The 16,031-nt window shown below is 48.3% G+C and carries 18 protein-coding genes; all 18 read right to left on the bottom strand.

Annotated elements, in window-relative coordinates; all coding sequences use genetic code 11:
- Positions 1–31 precede the first annotated feature (31 nt).
- Positions 32–256, bottom strand: coding sequence for a DUF2969 domain-containing protein (locus tag FAY32_RS07375; RefSeq protein ID WP_048732168.1), 225 nt, complete (start codon positions 254–256; stop codon positions 32–34).
- A 12-nt stretch (positions 257–268) separates the two neighbouring features.
- Positions 269–562, bottom strand: coding sequence for a membrane protein insertion efficiency factor YidD (yidD, locus tag FAY32_RS07380; protein WP_143462813.1), 294 nt, complete (start codon positions 560–562; stop codon positions 269–271).
- A gap of 24 nt (positions 563–586) precedes the next feature.
- Entirely contained in the window at positions 587–1,594 is a 1,008-nt protein-coding gene (gene mreB, locus FAY32_RS07385) for a rod shape-determining protein (RefSeq protein WP_143462814.1), read from the bottom strand.
- A gap of 447 nt (positions 1,595–2,041) precedes the next feature.
- A complete protein-coding gene (gene murA / locus FAY32_RS07390; RefSeq protein ID WP_143462815.1) occupies positions 2,042–3,349 on the bottom strand; it encodes a UDP-N-acetylglucosamine 1-carboxyvinyltransferase in 1,308 nt (435 codons plus the stop codon).
- Positions 3,350–3,379: 30 nt separating this feature from the next.
- The gene (locus FAY32_RS07395; RefSeq protein WP_048732179.1) at positions 3,380–3,607 is read right to left on the bottom strand and encodes a DUF1146 family protein; all 228 of its coding nucleotides are present in this window, start codon (positions 3,605–3,607) and stop codon (positions 3,380–3,382) included.
- 210 nt (positions 3,608–3,817) lie between these two features.
- On the bottom strand, positions 3,818–4,237 hold the full coding sequence (locus tag FAY32_RS07400) for a F0F1 ATP synthase subunit epsilon (protein WP_048732181.1): 420 nt from the start codon (positions 4,235–4,237) through the stop codon (positions 3,818–3,820).
- A gap of 13 nt (positions 4,238–4,250) precedes the next feature.
- Positions 4,251–5,666, bottom strand: coding sequence for a F0F1 ATP synthase subunit beta (gene atpD / locus FAY32_RS07405; RefSeq protein WP_143462816.1), 1,416 nt, complete (start codon positions 5,664–5,666; stop codon positions 4,251–4,253).
- Positions 5,667–5,688: 22 nt separating this feature from the next.
- A complete protein-coding gene (locus FAY32_RS07410; RefSeq protein WP_048732185.1) occupies positions 5,689–6,588 on the bottom strand; it encodes a F0F1 ATP synthase subunit gamma in 900 nt (299 codons plus the stop codon).
- Positions 6,589–6,618: 30 nt separating this feature from the next.
- Complete coding sequence (gene atpA, locus FAY32_RS07415) at positions 6,619–8,160, bottom strand: F0F1 ATP synthase subunit alpha (RefSeq protein WP_143462817.1); 1,542 nt, start codon at positions 8,158–8,160, stop codon at positions 6,619–6,621.
- A 30-nt stretch (positions 8,161–8,190) separates the two neighbouring features.
- Positions 8,191–8,733 carry an ATP synthase F1 subunit delta gene (gene atpH, locus FAY32_RS07420; protein WP_143462818.1) on the bottom strand — a complete coding sequence of 181 codons (543 nt, stop codon included), beginning with the start codon at positions 8,731–8,733 and terminating at the stop codon, positions 8,191–8,193.
- Positions 8,723–9,238 (bottom strand): F0F1 ATP synthase subunit B, encoded by a 516-nt coding sequence (atpF, locus tag FAY32_RS07425; RefSeq protein ID WP_143462819.1) that lies wholly within the window; start codon positions 9,236–9,238, stop codon positions 8,723–8,725. The genes atpH and atpF overlap by 11 nt, the downstream gene beginning before the upstream one ends.
- 59 nt (positions 9,239–9,297) lie before the next feature.
- Complete coding sequence (gene atpE / locus FAY32_RS07430; protein WP_048732192.1) at positions 9,298–9,510, bottom strand: F0F1 ATP synthase subunit C; 213 nt, start codon at positions 9,508–9,510, stop codon at positions 9,298–9,300.
- A gap of 32 nt (positions 9,511–9,542) precedes the next feature.
- Positions 9,543–10,262 (bottom strand): F0F1 ATP synthase subunit A, encoded by a 720-nt coding sequence (atpB, locus tag FAY32_RS07435; protein ID WP_143462820.1) that lies wholly within the window; start codon positions 10,260–10,262, stop codon positions 9,543–9,545.
- Between the two features lie 345 nt (positions 10,263–10,607).
- Positions 10,608–11,237, bottom strand: a complete 630-nt coding sequence (gene upp / locus FAY32_RS07440; RefSeq protein WP_143462821.1) for a uracil phosphoribosyltransferase — start codon at positions 11,235–11,237, stop codon at positions 10,608–10,610.
- Positions 11,238–11,335: 98 nt separating this feature from the next.
- Positions 11,336–12,577 (bottom strand): serine hydroxymethyltransferase, encoded by a 1,242-nt coding sequence (gene glyA / locus FAY32_RS07445; protein WP_143462822.1) that lies wholly within the window; start codon positions 12,575–12,577, stop codon positions 11,336–11,338.
- A gap of 332 nt (positions 12,578–12,909) precedes the next feature.
- Positions 12,910–13,926, bottom strand: coding sequence for an L-threonylcarbamoyladenylate synthase (locus FAY32_RS07450; protein ID WP_143462823.1), 1,017 nt, complete (start codon positions 13,924–13,926; stop codon positions 12,910–12,912).
- A gap of 21 nt (positions 13,927–13,947) precedes the next feature.
- Complete coding sequence (gene prmC, locus FAY32_RS07455; protein WP_143462824.1) at positions 13,948–14,790, bottom strand: peptide chain release factor N(5)-glutamine methyltransferase; 843 nt, start codon at positions 14,788–14,790, stop codon at positions 13,948–13,950.
- On the bottom strand, positions 14,783–15,868 hold the full coding sequence (gene prfA / locus FAY32_RS07460) for a peptide chain release factor 1 (protein WP_143462825.1): 1,086 nt from the start codon (positions 15,866–15,868) through the stop codon (positions 14,783–14,785). Before prfA ends, prmC begins: the two co-directional genes overlap by 8 nt.
- Between the last annotated feature and the right edge of the window lie 163 nt (positions 15,869–16,031).

The following is a 16,031-nucleotide window of genomic DNA, read 5'->3' on the forward strand; positions in this document are numbered from 1 at the left end:
GTCACACTCCGGCCAACTTTACTAAAATTTATTAACCGCGATGCAGGTGGTAATCCCGCAACAGGAGTTCGACACCTTCGTCAACCGTCTTAACTCGGTAAACGTCGCCGTCATTCAATTGGGCTTCAAAACGGTCGTCCATTGGGGTAACCGTCCCAATCGTCTCGTCGCCAATCTTTAACACGGACATCGTGCCACCGTCCGGCAACTTTTGGTCGTCAACGGTGACTTCTACAGATTTTTCTCGTTTGCTCATGCCAACTCTCCTTTACTTGATGGGGGGTTCTTGATCCAATTTCATGGCGTCACGGTATTCTTTCTCCGCTGCCACGTTACGTTTCAGGGTGAAATGGTCCGGTACAGGATCCACGCCACCCCGAACGAACGGCTGACACCGTAAGATTCGTGCGATGCCCATGAGGCTTCCCTTAAATGCACCGTGCTTCTCTAAGGCCTGCAACATATAGGTTGAACAGGTCGGATAATACCGACAGGTTGGTGGGAACAGTGGTGAAATAAACCGCTGATACCCGCGGACCAAGAAGCTTAGTAGGTGGCGCATCGCCAGTCCCCCTTTAATGACTTACTAGTCGTTGTTTTCCTTTGCCGTCTTCGTATCCATGTGTTCCAACAGAACACCGGCACCCTTAGCCACGTTATCCAGTGGGTCTTCGGAAATGATGACGGGCACCGTCAAGCGTTCTGAGAACAACTTGTCGATACCATCCAACAAAGCACCCCCACCGGTCAACATAATGCCCCGGTCGATGATGTCCGCAGCCAATTCCGGTGGTGTCGTTTCCAACACCGCCATGGCAGCGGAAACAATCTGCTCAACGGAATCGTGAATGGCTTCTTCGACTTCAGCGGCGGTAATCGTCACTTCAGTTGGCATCCCACTCACGGAATCCCGGCCACGAACATCCATGGTCTTGTCGTTGTTCCCAGGTTCTGGGTAAGCCGTCCCAATCTTGATCTTGATGGTTTCAGCGGTCCGTTCCCCAATTACGAGGTTGTGGTTCCGCTTAACGTAGTTGACGATTTCAGAGTTCATCCGGTCACCAGCAACGCGAATTGAACGACTAGCAACGATATCACCCAAGGAGAGAATCGCAATGTCACTGGTTCCCCCACCCATGTCGATCACCATGTTACCACTAGGCTTAAAGATATCCATTCCGGCACCCAGCGCAGCGACCTTAGGTTCAGCTTCCAAGTAAACCTTGGCGCCACCAGACTTTTCGGCGGCCTGAATGATGGCCTTGCGTTCAATTTCCGTGATGTTCGTTGGTGCACAGATCATAATGTTAGGCTTGGATAAAAAGCCTTTGACACTAAGTTTGTTAATGAAATAGGAGAGCATAGCTTCGGTAATATCGAAATCAGAAATGACCCCGTCCTTAAGGGGACGAATTGCCCGAATGTTGCCTGGTGTCCGTCCAACCATTCGGTAAGCTTCTGAGCCCACCGCTAATACCTTATCCGTCTTGGTATCGATTGCCACAACGGACGGTTCGTTTAATACAATACCCTTACCGACCACGTAAATTAAAACATTCGCGGTTCCTAGGTCAATTCCAATGTCTTTCGCCATACTTATGCGTCCTCCTGATTTTTAATGCCAATTTTCAACATTTCATTATACCATAATCCTTGCGAACACTAAATGATTTCTCGGGGAATGTTCGGTTAAGGCCCCTTGTTATCGCTTTCTTTAACTAAACCAGCCTTGAGGTGCTCGCCAGCTCAGTTTGACCACTACCAGTATTGGCTTATCTTATATAAACCTACCAGTTAGGTCAAAATATCAGTCGCTGTTAACTATAATATATCATTCGACTTAATTAACGATATGATATGACCCATCCAGCCTGCTTCAAGTACGGCAGTTTACGATTGAAACGATCTGATTTTCTACACGGAAACTGACTCCCACCCATGGCTCCTGCCCTGCCGATAGCACGCGACACTCAGCTTCAAAATCAGCCCATCACACTGAACGGAAACAAAAAGGTGGCAAACACTGCCACCTCATGATTACTTAATTATTAACGTGCGTGTTCTTCAGAACAACCGTGTCATCGTCAGGAACATTGATTCGTTTAACTTCGGCACCCAGTGCAGTCAACTTCTTGTGGAAATCATAGTAACCGCGGTCGAGGTACTTCAGATTCGTGACTTGTGTATAGCCATCGGCAACCAATCCTGCGAGGACTAAGGCAGCTGCGGCTCGTAAGTCCGTTGCAGCGACTTCAGCACCATTAAAATCAGTTGGGCCATGCATCACGACCGTCCGACCATTGATTTGGAATTGGGCGTTCATCCGACGTAACTCTTCCAAATGCATGAAGCGGTTTTCAAATACCGTTTCGGTCATGGTGCTAGTCCCCTCAGCAGCCAATTGTAAAATCGTCATCTGTGGCTGCATGTCGGTTGGGAAGCCCGGATAAGGCAACGTCTTAACATCCGTTGGCTTGAGCTTGTCTGGACCGATTACCCGGATACCAGCAGGTTCCTCAGTCACTTGAACACCCATTTCTTGTAGCTTAGAAATTAAAGGTTTGTTATGTTCAACGATACCATCCTTAATCAACACGTTTCCGTGTGTCAAAGCGGCACCCACCATAAACGTTCCTGCTTCGATGCGGTCTTGAACGACACTGTGTTCGGCACCGTGCATCTTCTCAACCCCATCGATCCGCAACGTTTCAGTTCCAGCACCGCGGACCCGCGCACCCATCTTGTTCAAGACGTTTGCTAAGTCAACGATTTCTGGTTCACGGGCAACGTTATCGATTACCGTTGTCCCTTCAGCCAAGCAAGCTGCCATCATAATATTTTGTGTAGCACCTACACTTGGGAAATCTAAGTAGATGTGACTGCCCTGTAATCGGTCGGCAAAGGCTTCAATGTAGCCATCGTGTTGTTCGATCCGCGCACCCAATGCTTCGAGACCCTTTAAATGCAAATCAATTGGTCGCGTACCAATGGCACAACCGCCAGGTAACGCTACCCGAGCATGGCCAAGGCGAGCCAATAACGGCCCCATAACGACAATTGAAGCCCGCATCTTGGAGACATATTCAAACGGCGCTTCACTGGAAACTTGTTTCGTGGCGTCAATCGTCACTTCCCGCTTTGCTTCGTCAAAATCGACGCGCAAGTTCAGAAAGCGAAGAACCTTATTCATTGTATAAACATCAGACAAAACCGGAACATTTGCTAAATGAGTGAGTCCGTCTTGAGCCAGAATGGAAGCTGCTAAGATTGGCAACACGGCATTCTTGGCCCCTTCAATGTGGACCACACCAGATAAGCGGTTCCCACCATGAACAACAATTTTTTCCATGGGATACCTCCAAAGATTTTTATAGGCCAATCACAATAGATAGCCCAGATTACGAACATTATTGATGAAGTCCAAAAAGAATGAGCTACAGGCAAAACCGACCGCAACCGCTAACATCACAATCAAGACGCGCGATTGGCGGGGGTAAAACGTCATTAGTCGCTCAATGTGCAACGCTGAAATCGCCCAAAATGCTAACGCGATAAAAGACAAGTGACTGATGATCGTTAATATGGCCTGTAACCCAATGAGTTTCATTACCTCAATCCTTCCTAAACATTCTCACTAACTATAGCATAATTTTTCGTGTGTGTCCTTGGGATTCCTTTAAAAACGGCATTTGTAATATTACAATTATTTTTATTAACCCCATTGACTGAACGAACCTGTCAACAGGGTATCAAAAAAGCGAGCACTTCGCAATGGAAGTGCTCGCTTAAAGCGAACCAAAAATGGTTTACACAATATTTAATGATTAGCGACGTTAATCCGGTTGATGGCACGTCGCAAAGCAACTTCAGCCCGTGCTAAAGTGTCTGGATCATGAGACTCTTGTGCCTTCTTGATCGTCTCTTCAGCCCGTTGACGAGCACTCTGCGCCCGGTCAACATCAATATCGTCTTGACGTTCCGCACTGTCTGCAACAATGGTTGCCACGTTGTCGGAAAACTCAATGAAACCGCCGTTTACGGCAATTTCATCTTCGTGATCGCCTAATTTTACCCGCGTCTCATCAACTTCTAGTGAAGCGATGAGCGGCACGTGATTCGGCATGATCCCTAATTCACCAATTGTCGTCTTGACAACCAGCAAATCACTGTCTCCTTCATAGACGCGACCATCAGGGGTAACGATACTAACAGATAACACTGATTGATTATCAGCCAATTAGAATCCCTCCCTACTTGTCGGCAACGGCAGCGTTCATTTTCTTCGCTTTCTCAACGGCGTCTTCGATAGCGCCACAGTTCCGGAAGGCATCTTCTGGTAGGTCGTCATACTTCCCATCGAGGATTTCCTTGAAACTCCGGATCGTATCTTCCAACTTAACGTACTTCCCGTCCATACCCGTAAACTGTGAAGCAACGGAGAATGGTTGTGACAGGAAGAATTGAATCCGCCGAGCACGGTTAACAATCGTCTGTTCTTCATCGGACAGTTCATCCATCCCTAAGATAGAGATGATATCTTGCAATTCATGGTAACGTTGCAAAACATGTTGAACTTCCGTGGCAACATCGTAGTGTTCTTGACCGATGATTTCAGGGGCCAAGGCAGTTGACGTTGAAGCCAGTGGGTCCACGGCTGGGTAAATCCCTTGTTGCGTCAAAGCACGTTCCAAGTTAGTCGTGGCATCCAAATGGGCGAAAGTCGTGGCAGGAGCAGGGTCGGTATAGTCATCGGCAGGCACGTAAACGGCTTGGATAGAGGTGATTGACCCCTTCTTCGTTGACGTAATCCGTTCCTGTAACTGACCCATTTCAGTAGCCAACGTTGGTTGGTAACCAACGGCTGAAGGAATCCGCCCTAACAGAGCAGAAACTTCAGAACCGGCTTGCGTGAACCGGAAAATGTTGTCAATGAATAACAGCACGTCTTGACCCTTAACATCACGGAAGTATTCCGCAATCGTTAACCCAGTCAAGGCAACCCGCATCCGGGCACCAGGAGGTTCGTTCATTTGACCATAAACCATGGCCGTTTGCTTCAGAACACCGGACCCCTTCATTTCCCAGTACATATCGTTACCTTCACGAGTCCGTTCACCAACACCGGTGAAGACGGAAATCCCGTTATGGCCTTGAGCAATGTTATGAATTAATTCTTGAATTAAAACGGTCTTACCAACACCGGCACCACCGAACAACCCAATCTTCCCACCACGAACGTAAGGTTCGAGCAAGTCAATAACCTTGATCCCAGTTTCCAGGATTTCAGTCGTAGGGTTTAATTCGTCATACTTAGGTGCGTCACGGTGAATTGGCATCCGTTCTGCGTCTGGTCCAAATTCGGCACCGCCGTCAATGGGATCCCCGAGAACGTTAAATACCCGACCAAGTGTGTCGTCACCAACAGGAACAGAAATAGAAGCACCAGTGTTTTCTACTTCCAATCCCCGGCGAAGACCATCGGTACCGTCCATGGCAATGGTCCGCATAACCCCGTCACCTAATTCCAAGGCAACTTCGGTTACAAGGACACTACCATCATCTTTTTTGATGTTAAGGGCAGTGTTGATATCAGGTAATTCATCATTCAGCGGGAATTCAACGTCAACAACAGGTCCGATAACTTGAACAATTTTACCAGCACTCATTATTCGTTAATTCCTCCCGTCATTAGTTATTTAAGGCTTCCTGCCCACCGGTAATTTCGGTGATTTCAGTCGTGATCGCTGCTTGCCGTGCACGGTTATAGTGCAGTTGCAGGGTCGCAATTAAATCATCGGCATTATCAGTAGCAGACTGCATCGCGTTGGTACTTGATGCATGTTCGGCCGTCTTTGCGTCCAAAATCGCACCGTAAACTAAGCTTTCTGCGTATTGAGGCAGAACGACCTGTAAGACACCCTCTTCAGAAGGTTCTGTGTCGTATTCAGCCGTTAACGGTGTCGTTTTCGTATCGTTTGCCGCATCAGAAGACAGGGCTTCCCCGTCAACTGGCAACATTTTTTCAGCCCGAAAACGGGATGAAATCCGGTTAACAAAGTGATTGTAGCACACGAAGAGTTCATCGAAGACTTCGTTGTTGAACATCGTGGTCACCGTCTTGACGATTTCCCGAACTTCATTGAATTCAGGAACGTCGCTGACACCACGGTATTCATAAGCTACATTAACGCCCCGGTGCTTGTAAAAATCAGCACCAGTGCCCCCAACGGCTAACACCATGTAGTCGTCAGGATTAGGCGTCCGTTCTTTAATGAACGCATTGGCATCCCGTAAAACGCTGCTATTGTAGCTTCCCACCATTCCACGATCGGAGGTGATCACTAAATATGCGGTTTTCTTTACTGGACGGTTCGACTGCAGGCTACTTGAGGAATTATCCAACAGATGAGACTGCGAAAGATGCATGACGACAGCCTTAACCTTAGAAACATAGTCTTGGTAGCCGACTGCTTGTTTCTGAATCTTATTTAACTTCGCCGTCGAGACCATGTGCATCGCCGCCGTAATTTGACGGGTTGCTTTCGTGGACGTAATTCGACGTTGAACGTCATGAATTGATTCAGCCATTATTTCTCACCATCCTTCCTTCAAGTACTCTTAATCAGCCGAGTTGGCCGCCGTATCATCTGCTTTGGCAGTCGGCTGGAAAGTCGTATCGAATTCAGCGATGGCGTCTTCCAGAGAGTTACCTTCAGGTAAGTTTCCAGTCGTCGTGATCGTGTCTTCAAGGTCTTGGTGGCTAGCGTCCATGTAATCAAACAGTTCGTTTTGGTAACGTAAGACGTCAGCGACTTCAAGCTTGTCCAAATGACCATGCGTCAAAGCAAACAAGATAATAACTTCCTTAGCAACGGGAACGGATTCGTGTAAGCCTTGCTTTAAGACTTCAACGGTCCGGGCCCCACGCGCTAACCGTGCTTGCGTAGCGGCATCCAAATCAGAACCGAATTGGGCGAAGGATTCCAGTTCACGGTAGGCAGATAAGTCCAACCGCAACGTCCCAGCAACCTTCTTCATGGCCTTGATTTGTGCATCCCCACCAACCCGAGAAACAGAAGTCCCGGCATCCATGGCTGGTCGAATACCTGAATAGAAGGAATCACTGTTCAGGAAGATTTGACCATCGGTAATGGAAATAACGTTGGTTGGAATATAAGCAGAAACGTCACCGGCCTTGGTTTCAATGACAGGCAAAGCCGTCATTGAACCGCCACCAAGTTTATCGTTTAACTTAGCTGCCCGTTCCAATAAACGAGAGTGGGTGTAGAAAATGTCACCAGGGTAAGCTTCACGACCTGGCGCACGCCGCAGAATCAGAGAAAGTTCACGATAAGCATCGGCTTGCTTGGTTAAATCATCATAGACGATCAACACATGCTTGCCGTTGTGCATGAACTCTTCACCCATCGCTGCACCGGCATATGGCGCGATGTACAGCAATGGTGCTGGTTCGGAAGGACTTGCGGTAACGACGATTGTGTAGTCCATCGCACCAAACTTTTCCAGTGTTTGCACTTGTGCACGCACCGTCGAAGCCTTTTGTCCAATAGCGACATAGATACAAATCATGTCTTGGCCCTTTTGGTTAATGATCGTATCGATGGCAATGGAGGACTTCCCAGTCTTCCGGTCACCAATGATCAATTCACGTTGGCCACGACCGATTGGAACCAAAGCATCGATGGCTTTGATCCCGGTTTGTAGAGGTTCGCTAACCCCTTGCCGGTCCATAACACCAGGTGCCTTATGTTCGATAGGACGCGTCTTGTCTGTGGAAATGTCCCCTTTACCGTCAATTGGTTGACCTAATGGGTTCAAAACCCGGCCAATTAATTGCTCGCCAACGGGAACTTCCATGATTCGGCCAGTCCGCTTAACGGTATCGCCTTCAGTGATTCCAGTGAAATCACCCAAGATAACAATACCAACGTCACTGGCTTCGAGGTTTTGGACCATCCCATAAACCCCGTTATCAAACAACAGCAACTCACCTTGCAACGCATTGTTCAGACCGTGGGCCCGAGCGACACCGTCACCAACGTAAGTAACCGTACCAGTTTCTTCAACTGAGATTTCATCTTGATAGCTTTCTAATTGTTGTTTAATTAGAGCACTGATTTCCTCAGCTTTAATGCTCATGAAAGTTTCACCTCTTTATCACCGAATTCGTTATGCTAGCAGTTGCTGCCGTAAACGATTAATTTTAGTTCGTAAGCTACCGTCAAGAACCGTATCAGCAGCCTTAACGATGACGCCACCAATCACAGCTGGGTCAACCCGGCTGCTCAAGATAACTTTTTCAGCACCCACGCGTTTGGCGTAGGCAGCTTCGATCTGTGACTTCTGGTCATCAGACAATTCCACTGCCGTCGTCACCTGTGCATAAACTGTGTGATGCAAATCATCATATAAGACCTGGAATTGATCGATAATATCGACCAAGTTTTCCACGCGACCGTAGTCGTAGACCATTTGAATCAGGTTCTTGATATACGGTGATGCTTGCTTCAACAGTGGTTGAAGTAACGCTTCGCGATCAGCAACCTGCAGGCTAGCGTCTGAGAGCATCGTGCTCAATTTTGGGTTGTCCTGGAAGATACGCCGAAGTTCTTGTAATTCTGTGTAACCTGACTCCAGTTGGTCTTTTTCGGACAACAAATCAAATAATGCTTTAGAGTAGCGCTTAGCTACCGTTGCCCTATTAAGACTCATGTTGCTTCCCCAACCCTTCGATATAAGAATCAATTAACGCCTTTTGATCGTCAGCCTTCAATTCTCGTTGAATGATCTTGGAAGCAATCTCAATAGATAAATCCGCCACATCGTTACGGGCATCGGACAGAGCGTCTTGACGTTCTTGTTCAATATCCTTTTGGGCATTTTGCTTCATCGTTTGAACATCCGCTTGGGCTTGCGTCACGATTTGTTCGCGTTGCTGTTGACCATTAGTCTTGGCATCACTCACAATCGTTTGGGCTTCAGAACGAGAATTTGCCAAAGCTGCCTGGCGTTTTTCAACCAGACTAGCGGCATCGGTACGAGACTTTTCAGCTGAGTCAATATCATTACTGATCTTGTCAGCCCGATCCTGCATCATCTTCGTCACTGGACCCCACGCAAAGATCTTAATGATCCACATTAAAAGTACGAAACTAATAATGTAGAAAAGCGAATCACCAAAGTAAAGCGTCTGACCAACTACTAAATGTGAGAGCATCTATTGACACCTCCTTTTGCTATCAGATATTTACAATTTTTACCGGTTGTTCGTTGTAACTACTTGTTCATAACCATCAAAGCAACAACGAAGGAAATGATAGGCATGGCTTCAACCAGCCCAACACCAATAAACATGTTCGTCCGTAATTGACCTGATAATTCAGGTTGACGAACCATACCTTCTAGCATCTTGGAAATAACGATACCATCACCGATACCCCCACCAATGGCGGCACCAAACATAGCAATACCAGCTGCAATAGCTCCCATAATCTGTGTTTCCTCCTTAAATTAGATAAAACTTATTCCTCGAGTTCTAGCTTTTGAGAAATATAAACTGATGACAACGTAACGAAAACGAACGCTTGGATAGCCCCTAAGAACGCGGAGAATCCTTGCCAAGCCATTTCGATTGGCAATGCAATAATCATCGTTACAATACCGTGTGAAACTGCCAGATCCCAGATTACCCCTAATAGCATTTCACCAGAGAAGATAACCCCGAAAATACGAAGACCCAACGTCAAAAAGTTCGTGAATTCCTCAAAAATACTGATTGGAAGCCAGAACACAAAGGGCTTCATGTAGTTTGCAAAGTGCGCCTTGTAACCTAATTTCCAAACTCCTGCGAATTGGGCGATCATCATCGTCATCAACGAGAAGGTTAATGTCGCGATAGGATCGGAAGTTGGACTACGCATAATCGTCGCCCCACTTCGAGTTGCCACCTGGATAAACAACCCAATTTCGTTAGAAAGAAAGAGAAACAGGAACAGAGTGAACCCCCACAAACCGAACTTACCGACATCGCCGGCAGGAATGGATCCCTTCAAAATTCCGTTGGTAAAATCAATCAACCATTCCAAGAAGTTTTGCCCCTTGGTTGGCTTCATGGCCAATTTCCTGGAAGTGAAAAAAACGACTGCTACTACCAGTAGGAAAACAACCAAACCGGATACAACGTTAGCAGTACTAAATGTCAGTCCCAAGAACTGGAAGGTTGAAACTGGATCATCACTCACCGAATATCACCTCTTTTCAACACTATATGGACGCAATCCCTAAGCTGAGCCCCTTCATGCAAGCGGTCGTCTCAAGAAAAGCGGAATAGCGAACGAAGCGAGTGCTCCATTCAAATACACTGGAAATGATACCACCAATCCTAACAAAAAACAAAACAATTTTTCACAGGCTAAACATTCCCGACCACTTGGGTAAAATTCAGGCCGTAAAAGGATAGTTAGCGTTTTCACAGTCTATTTGCGTGCGCACCGGCCCCGCTAAATTCCTAACCGAAATCATTAAAAAAGTGACCTTACTGAAATAAAGAAGAGACTCGGCTGAATTCAGCCGAATCTCCTTAAAGTTTACTTCGTCCCAAACAAACGGTCACCGGCATCGCCGAGACCAGGTACAATGTAGCCATCTTCGTTCAGGTGGTCATCAAGTGCCGCCGTGTAAATATCAACATCGGGGTGCTTTTCTTGCAAGGCTTTGACCCCTTCAGGAGCAGAAACTAAGCAGACAAACTTAATGTTGCTTGCGCCCCGCTTCTTCAGTGCGTCAATCGCCATAATTGCAGAGCCACCCGTTGCCAACATTGGGTCCACAACAAAGACTTGTCGTTGATCAATGTCAGACGGCAACTTAACAAAATATTCATGAGGCTGGAGTGTTTCTTCATCCCGGTACATCCCGATATGACCTACTTTAGCAGCAGGAATCAGCTCTAGGATACCGTCGACCATCCCAATCCCAGCACGCAGAATTGGCACAATCGCTACTTTCTTACCGGCAAGTTCTTTGGCCGTCATCTTAGCCACTGGCGTCTCAATCTTCTTATCTTGGAGCGGCATATCGCGTGAAACCTCATATGCCATTAAAGTCGAGATTTCGTTGACAACCTCCCGAAAACTGCGGGTCCCACAGTCTTTGTTCCGGATAATCGTCAGTTTGTGTTGAATCAACGGGTGGTCAAGTACTTGAAACTTCCCCATGAATAAACGCTCCTTTATGATTTCTTACAATTGTACCATTATCTTCGCTACCAAAACGGACAAATTTTAAATGAAAACGTTTTTTCTAAAACTTTTTTCTAGGGTAAGGCATTTAACGGGTGGGCACTGGTTAATTTGTGAACGCGTTGGCGAACATCGGCCAAAATTTGTTCATCATCGGGGTGGGTAATCGTTTGGACGATCAACCGCGCGACCTCACGCGACTCATCGGCGTTAAAGCCCCGCGTGGTAATGGCTGGCGTCCCAATTCGAATACCAGAGGTCTTAAACGGACTCAACTTCTCATTCGGAATGGCCTCTTTGTTGGTGGTGATCATCACACTATCCAATAAGTCTTGTGCTTGCTTCCCATTGAGGGTCGTCGCCGACAGGTCCAGCGTCATCAAATGATTATCTGTTCCCCCAGAGATCACGCGCACGGCTGGTAACTTGGTGAATTCATCTGCCATCGCATGCGCGTTGACAATAATCTGCTTCGCATAGTCCTTAAATTCCGGTTGCAGGTCTTCAAAGAAAGCTGCGGCCTTACCGGCAATGACGTGTTCCAACGGTCCACCCTGGGTCCCTGGGAACACGGCCGAGTTGATCCGTTTCGCATTCTCTGCTTGAGAAAGGATCAGGCCCCCCCGTGGTCCGCGCAACGTCTTGTGCGTTGTCGTGGTCACGACGTCGGCAATTCCAACTGGACTAGGGTGTAAGCCCGTGGCAACCAGCCCGGCAATGTGGGCCATATCGACCATCAAGTAAGCCCCCACTTCATCCGCAATTTTGCGGAAAGCGTTCCAGTCAATGAACCGGGAGTACGCGGAAGCCCCCGCAACGATCATCTGTGGCTTTACCTTTTGGGCCACTTCGCGAATCATCTCGTAGTCCAGGAGTTCCGTATCCGGATTCAACGCATAGCTATAGGCGTTGTAGAGCTTACCAGAGAAGTTGACCTTGGCACCATGGGTCAAATGACCGCCGGCATCGAGCCCCATCCCAAGAATCGTGTCACCAGGCTTCAAGAATGCCGCATAGACGGCTTGATTGGCCTGTGACCCGGAGTGAGGTTGGACATTCGCATATTCGGCGTGAAACAGTTCCTTAGCCCGGTCAATGGCGAGCTGTTCAACCACGTCAATATACTGAGTGCCCCCGTAGTACCGTTTTCCCGGATAGCCTTCAGCATACTTGTTCGTCAACACGGACCCTTGCGCTGTCCGCACAGCTTCGCTCACAATGTTTTCGGAAGCAATTAACTCAATCGTGTCTTCTTGTCGCTGCTCTTCCTTTGCAATGGCGCCCCATAAAGCTGGATCTTTTTCTTTAAAATTCACTGGCGATCCCTCCTGAACTGTAATTGATTTCATTCTACCAAATTTTTTGGTGACGTGGGGCCACGATGGCTTATTTATCTTTTTATACCGAACGTTGTGTTACGCGCCCTACAAACTGCCCTCACCGGTGACAAAATTAGTTGCAAAGGCCCTACCAGCAACTAAGGATACTGCTGGTAACGAAACTGTTATCGCACCGACCTCCCCAAATAGTATTTCCTAGCATTAAAGCAGGACCTGAGACTTTTGATTGCCTCAGACCCTGCTATACGTTGAACGTCCATTATAAAAAAGGTGCGGCAAAGGGTAACTTCCCTTTGCCACACGCTCAGCTATTTTTCAAAATGTTGTTGTCCTGCAGACTTGTTCAGGCGATTCATGTACGCCGCACCCAGGCCTTCTGCCGCAAATCCCTGTGCCAGGATTCCCGTTACTGGTGACTCCAGATCAAAATGCCGTAAACCAGCGAACAACCGGTGGCTAGCACTGGCCATATCTGCCCCTAGTGAGAAGACTTCAGTATTGGCCGGTAACTGATCAGCCGCCAAGATATGGTCTAAAGCCATCACGCCAATCGTTCCATCCTGTTGGGCTGCCCAGGCCAATGCTGCTGGCCAGTCAGCTTCGTTATCGACAATGGTGACCTGTGCATTAGGCGCATAATGCTTATATTTCATTCCGGGGGCCTTAGGAATCTCGCCCTTGCCGACCTTGTGGTGGTTCGATTGAACCGTACCGATCACGGCTTCAAGCTGCTCTTCGGTCACCCCACCGGGACGCAAGATCGTTGGAATCTCGGTCGACATGTCAAGCACGGTCGATTCAACACCGACCTGCGTTGGCCCATCATCCAAGATGCCGGCAATTTTACCGTTTAAATCATGGTAAACGTGCTTGGCTAACGTTGGGCTTGGCTTCCCCGACGTATTCGCAGAAGGGCCAACTAGTGGCACCCCAGCGGCTTTAATCAAGTCTAAGGTCACCTGATTATCCGGGTTACGAAAGGCGGCCGTATTCAACCCCCCCGTAACGGCCTTCGACAGTTTACCGGGCTGTAATTCAAAGATCAACGTTAAGGGACCCGGCCAAAATGCCTTGATCAGCGCTTCTGCCTTGTCAGATAGGGGCTGTGCGTATTGTTTCACCGTATCTTCACCCGTAACGTGAACAATCAGCGGGTTGTCACTCGGACGGCCCTTGGCAATGTACACTTGCTTAACGGCCTGCTCATTAGTCGCGTCGGCGCCTAAACCATAGACGGTCTCAGTGGGAAAAGCCACCAATTCGCCCGCACGAATAGCGGCAGCCGCCTCATCAATTTCATTTGGTTGAAAAATTTTTGTTTCCATATAATTCTCTAATCTCCCATCCTAACGTTTCAATTGAACGCGAACCATCCGGTCATGGCCGTTGATATCCGTTTTAACCGTCACCACCGCGGTTGGCAACGCCGTCGTAAAGATCTCACGCACCGCTGCTCCCTGATGATAGCCAATTTCAGCGAAAAACTGGCCTGCTGGTTGTAAAACCGTGGTCAACTCGGCCGCAAAACGACGATAAAATGCCAGCCCGTGGTCAGCCGCAAACAAAGCTGTGTCCGGCTCATAACGTTTAACGGAGTCGTCCATGACGGGCAACTCCGCGCGATCAATGTAGGGCGGATTCGACACGATAATGTCGAATCGCTTTCCCTGTACGGATGCCAACAAATCTCCCGTGGCAAATGTGACTGGTGCCCCCAGTCGTTTGGCGTTTGCACGCGCCACGGTCACCGCCGCAGCGGAAATATCCGTCGCCGTGACCGTCCACGCCGGCCGCTCCGCCTTGAGCGAGATTGCAATCGCGCCACTCCCGGTTCCGACATCCAAGAGACTGATCTTCGATGGCGCATCAGCCAGCACCCACTCAACCAATTCTTCCGTCTCTTGACGAGGAATCAGCGTTGCCGGAGTCACTTGGAACTCCCGTCCATAAAACGGCGCATGTCCCAAAATGTATTGGGCCGGTTCGCCCGCACAGACGCGTTTGATCTGCATCTGATAGGTCGTTGTCAACTCACCAGGAACGACATCGCGATAATGTTGGACTAGTGTGGTAAATGTCCACTCCTGCCCCTCTAGTAACAGATACTGGGCCGCACTAGTGTCTTGACCAGCGGCAGCCAGTTGCTGCTCAGCAGCCTTTAACAGCTGAAAAAATGTCAGCTTAGCCATTGTTCTTCAAGTCTTCAAGCTTAGCGGCTTGGTCTGACAGGATCAAGGCATCGATGATGTCATCCAATTCACCGTTCATGATCCGGTCAAGCTTGTTCAGCGTTAATCCGATACGGTGATCCGTCACCCGGTTTTGAGGATAGTTGTAAGTCCGAATCCGTTCAGAACGGTCCCCCGTCCCCACAGCAGACTTCCGTTCCGCATTGTAGGCACTTTCCTCTTGTTGCTTGTAGTAGTCGTAGACCCGAGCCCGCAAAATAGTCATGGCCTTCGCCCGGTTCTGTTGTTGTGACCGTTCATCTTGCATGGCAACGACAATTCCAGTTGGCAAGTGGGTCATTCGCACGGCAGAAGACGTCTTGTTGATGTGTTGCCCACCAGCACCAGATGACCGGTAAACGTCGGTCCGAATATCCTTAGGATCGATATCGATATCCACGTCCTCTTCTTCGGGCATTACCCCAACCGTCGCGGTACTGGTGTGAACCCGGCCGGCAGATTCGGTAACAGGGACCCGTTGGACACGGTGGGCCCCATTTTCATACTTCAGTTTAGAATAGACCTTGTCTCCAGAGATCATCATGACGATTTCCTTGAAGCCACCAACTTCGGTGGCGTTTTCGTCAACAACTTCGATCGTCCAACCCTGGCGTTCAGCGTACTTGGAGTACATGCTGAACAAGTCGGCAGCAAAGAGACTGGCTTCATCCCCACCAGCTGCCCCATGGATTTCCATAATGATGTTCTTGTCATCATTTGGGTCCTTCGGCAAAAGCAAGACCTTGATATCTTCTTCTAGCTTTGCCTTCTGTTCGTTGAGATCTTTCAGCTCTTCTTTGACCATGGCATCCATGTCATCATCGAGCTTTTCACGTAGCATCTCATCGTCATCGGCAATCTGCTTGGTCACGTCTTGGTATTGGTGGTACTTATCGACGGTCTCGCGCAACTCCCCTTCTTCTTTAGAGAGCGCCATAAATTTTTGCGTGTCCGCAATCACTTCAGGGTCACTGATCAATTCATTTAATTCGTCGTAGCGGTCCGCCACGGCTTGGAGCTTGTCAAACATTTCGTCCATTCGATTTAACCTCGTTTCAATTTGTGGAACTACATTTTGATTGTGTTAGTTTACTCGGCACAGGGCTATCTTCACTCTACCGGCTGCAACCAGAGGGCCACTATCCCTAGCTAATGACCCGCATTGCTAGCCTAATAATCACTAAGGGAAATTTCAACCGGCC

The organism is Levilactobacillus enshiensis (assembly GCF_007115095.1).
GTDB lineage: Bacteria > Bacillota > Bacilli > Lactobacillales > Lactobacillaceae > Levilactobacillus > Levilactobacillus enshiensis.

Coding starts and splice junctions, on each gene's coding strand:
- FAY32_RS07410 (WP_048732185.1), bottom strand. CDS start 6,588: ATGGCTGAATCAATTCATGACGTTCAACGTCGAATTACGTCCACGAAA.
- atpA (WP_143462817.1), bottom strand. CDS start 8,160: ATGAGCATTAAAGCTGAGGAAATCAGTGCTCTAATTAAACAACAATTA.
- atpH (WP_143462818.1), bottom strand. CDS start 8,733: ATGAGTCTTAATAGGGCAACGGTAGCTAAGCGCTACTCTAAAGCATTA.
- atpD (WP_143462816.1), bottom strand. CDS start 5,666: ATGAGTGCTGGTAAAATTGTTCAAGTTATCGGACCTGTTGTTGACGTT.
- FAY32_RS07450 (WP_143462823.1), bottom strand. CDS start 13,926: ATGGAAACAAAAATTTTTCAACCAAATGAAATTGATGAGGCGGCTGCC.
- FAY32_RS07395 (WP_048732179.1), bottom strand. CDS start 3,607: ATGAAACTCATTGGGTTACAGGCCATATTAACGATCATCAGTCACTTG.
- atpF (WP_143462819.1), bottom strand. CDS start 9,238: ATGCTCTCACATTTAGTAGTTGGTCAGACGCTTTACTTTGGTGATTCG.
- yidD (WP_143462813.1), bottom strand. CDS start 562: ATGCGCCACCTACTAAGCTTCTTGGTCCGCGGGTATCAGCGGTTTATT.
- atpE (WP_048732192.1), bottom strand. CDS start 9,510: ATGGGAGCTATTGCAGCTGGTATTGCTATGTTTGGTGCCGCCATTGGT.
- prmC (WP_143462824.1), bottom strand. CDS start 14,790: ATGGCTAAGCTGACATTTTTTCAGCTGTTAAAGGCTGCTGAGCAGCAA.
- mreB (WP_143462814.1), bottom strand. CDS start 1,594: ATGGCGAAAGACATTGGAATTGACCTAGGAACCGCGAATGTTTTAATT.
- prfA (WP_143462825.1), bottom strand. CDS start 15,868: ATGGACGAAATGTTTGACAAGCTCCAAGCCGTGGCGGACCGCTACGAC.
- murA (WP_143462815.1), bottom strand. CDS start 3,349: ATGGAAAAAATTGTTGTTCATGGTGGGAACCGCTTATCTGGTGTGGTC.
- FAY32_RS07375 (WP_048732168.1), bottom strand. CDS start 256: ATGAGCAAACGAGAAAAATCTGTAGAAGTCACCGTTGACGACCAAAAG.
- upp (WP_143462821.1), bottom strand. CDS start 11,237: ATGGGGAAGTTTCAAGTACTTGACCACCCGTTGATTCAACACAAACTG.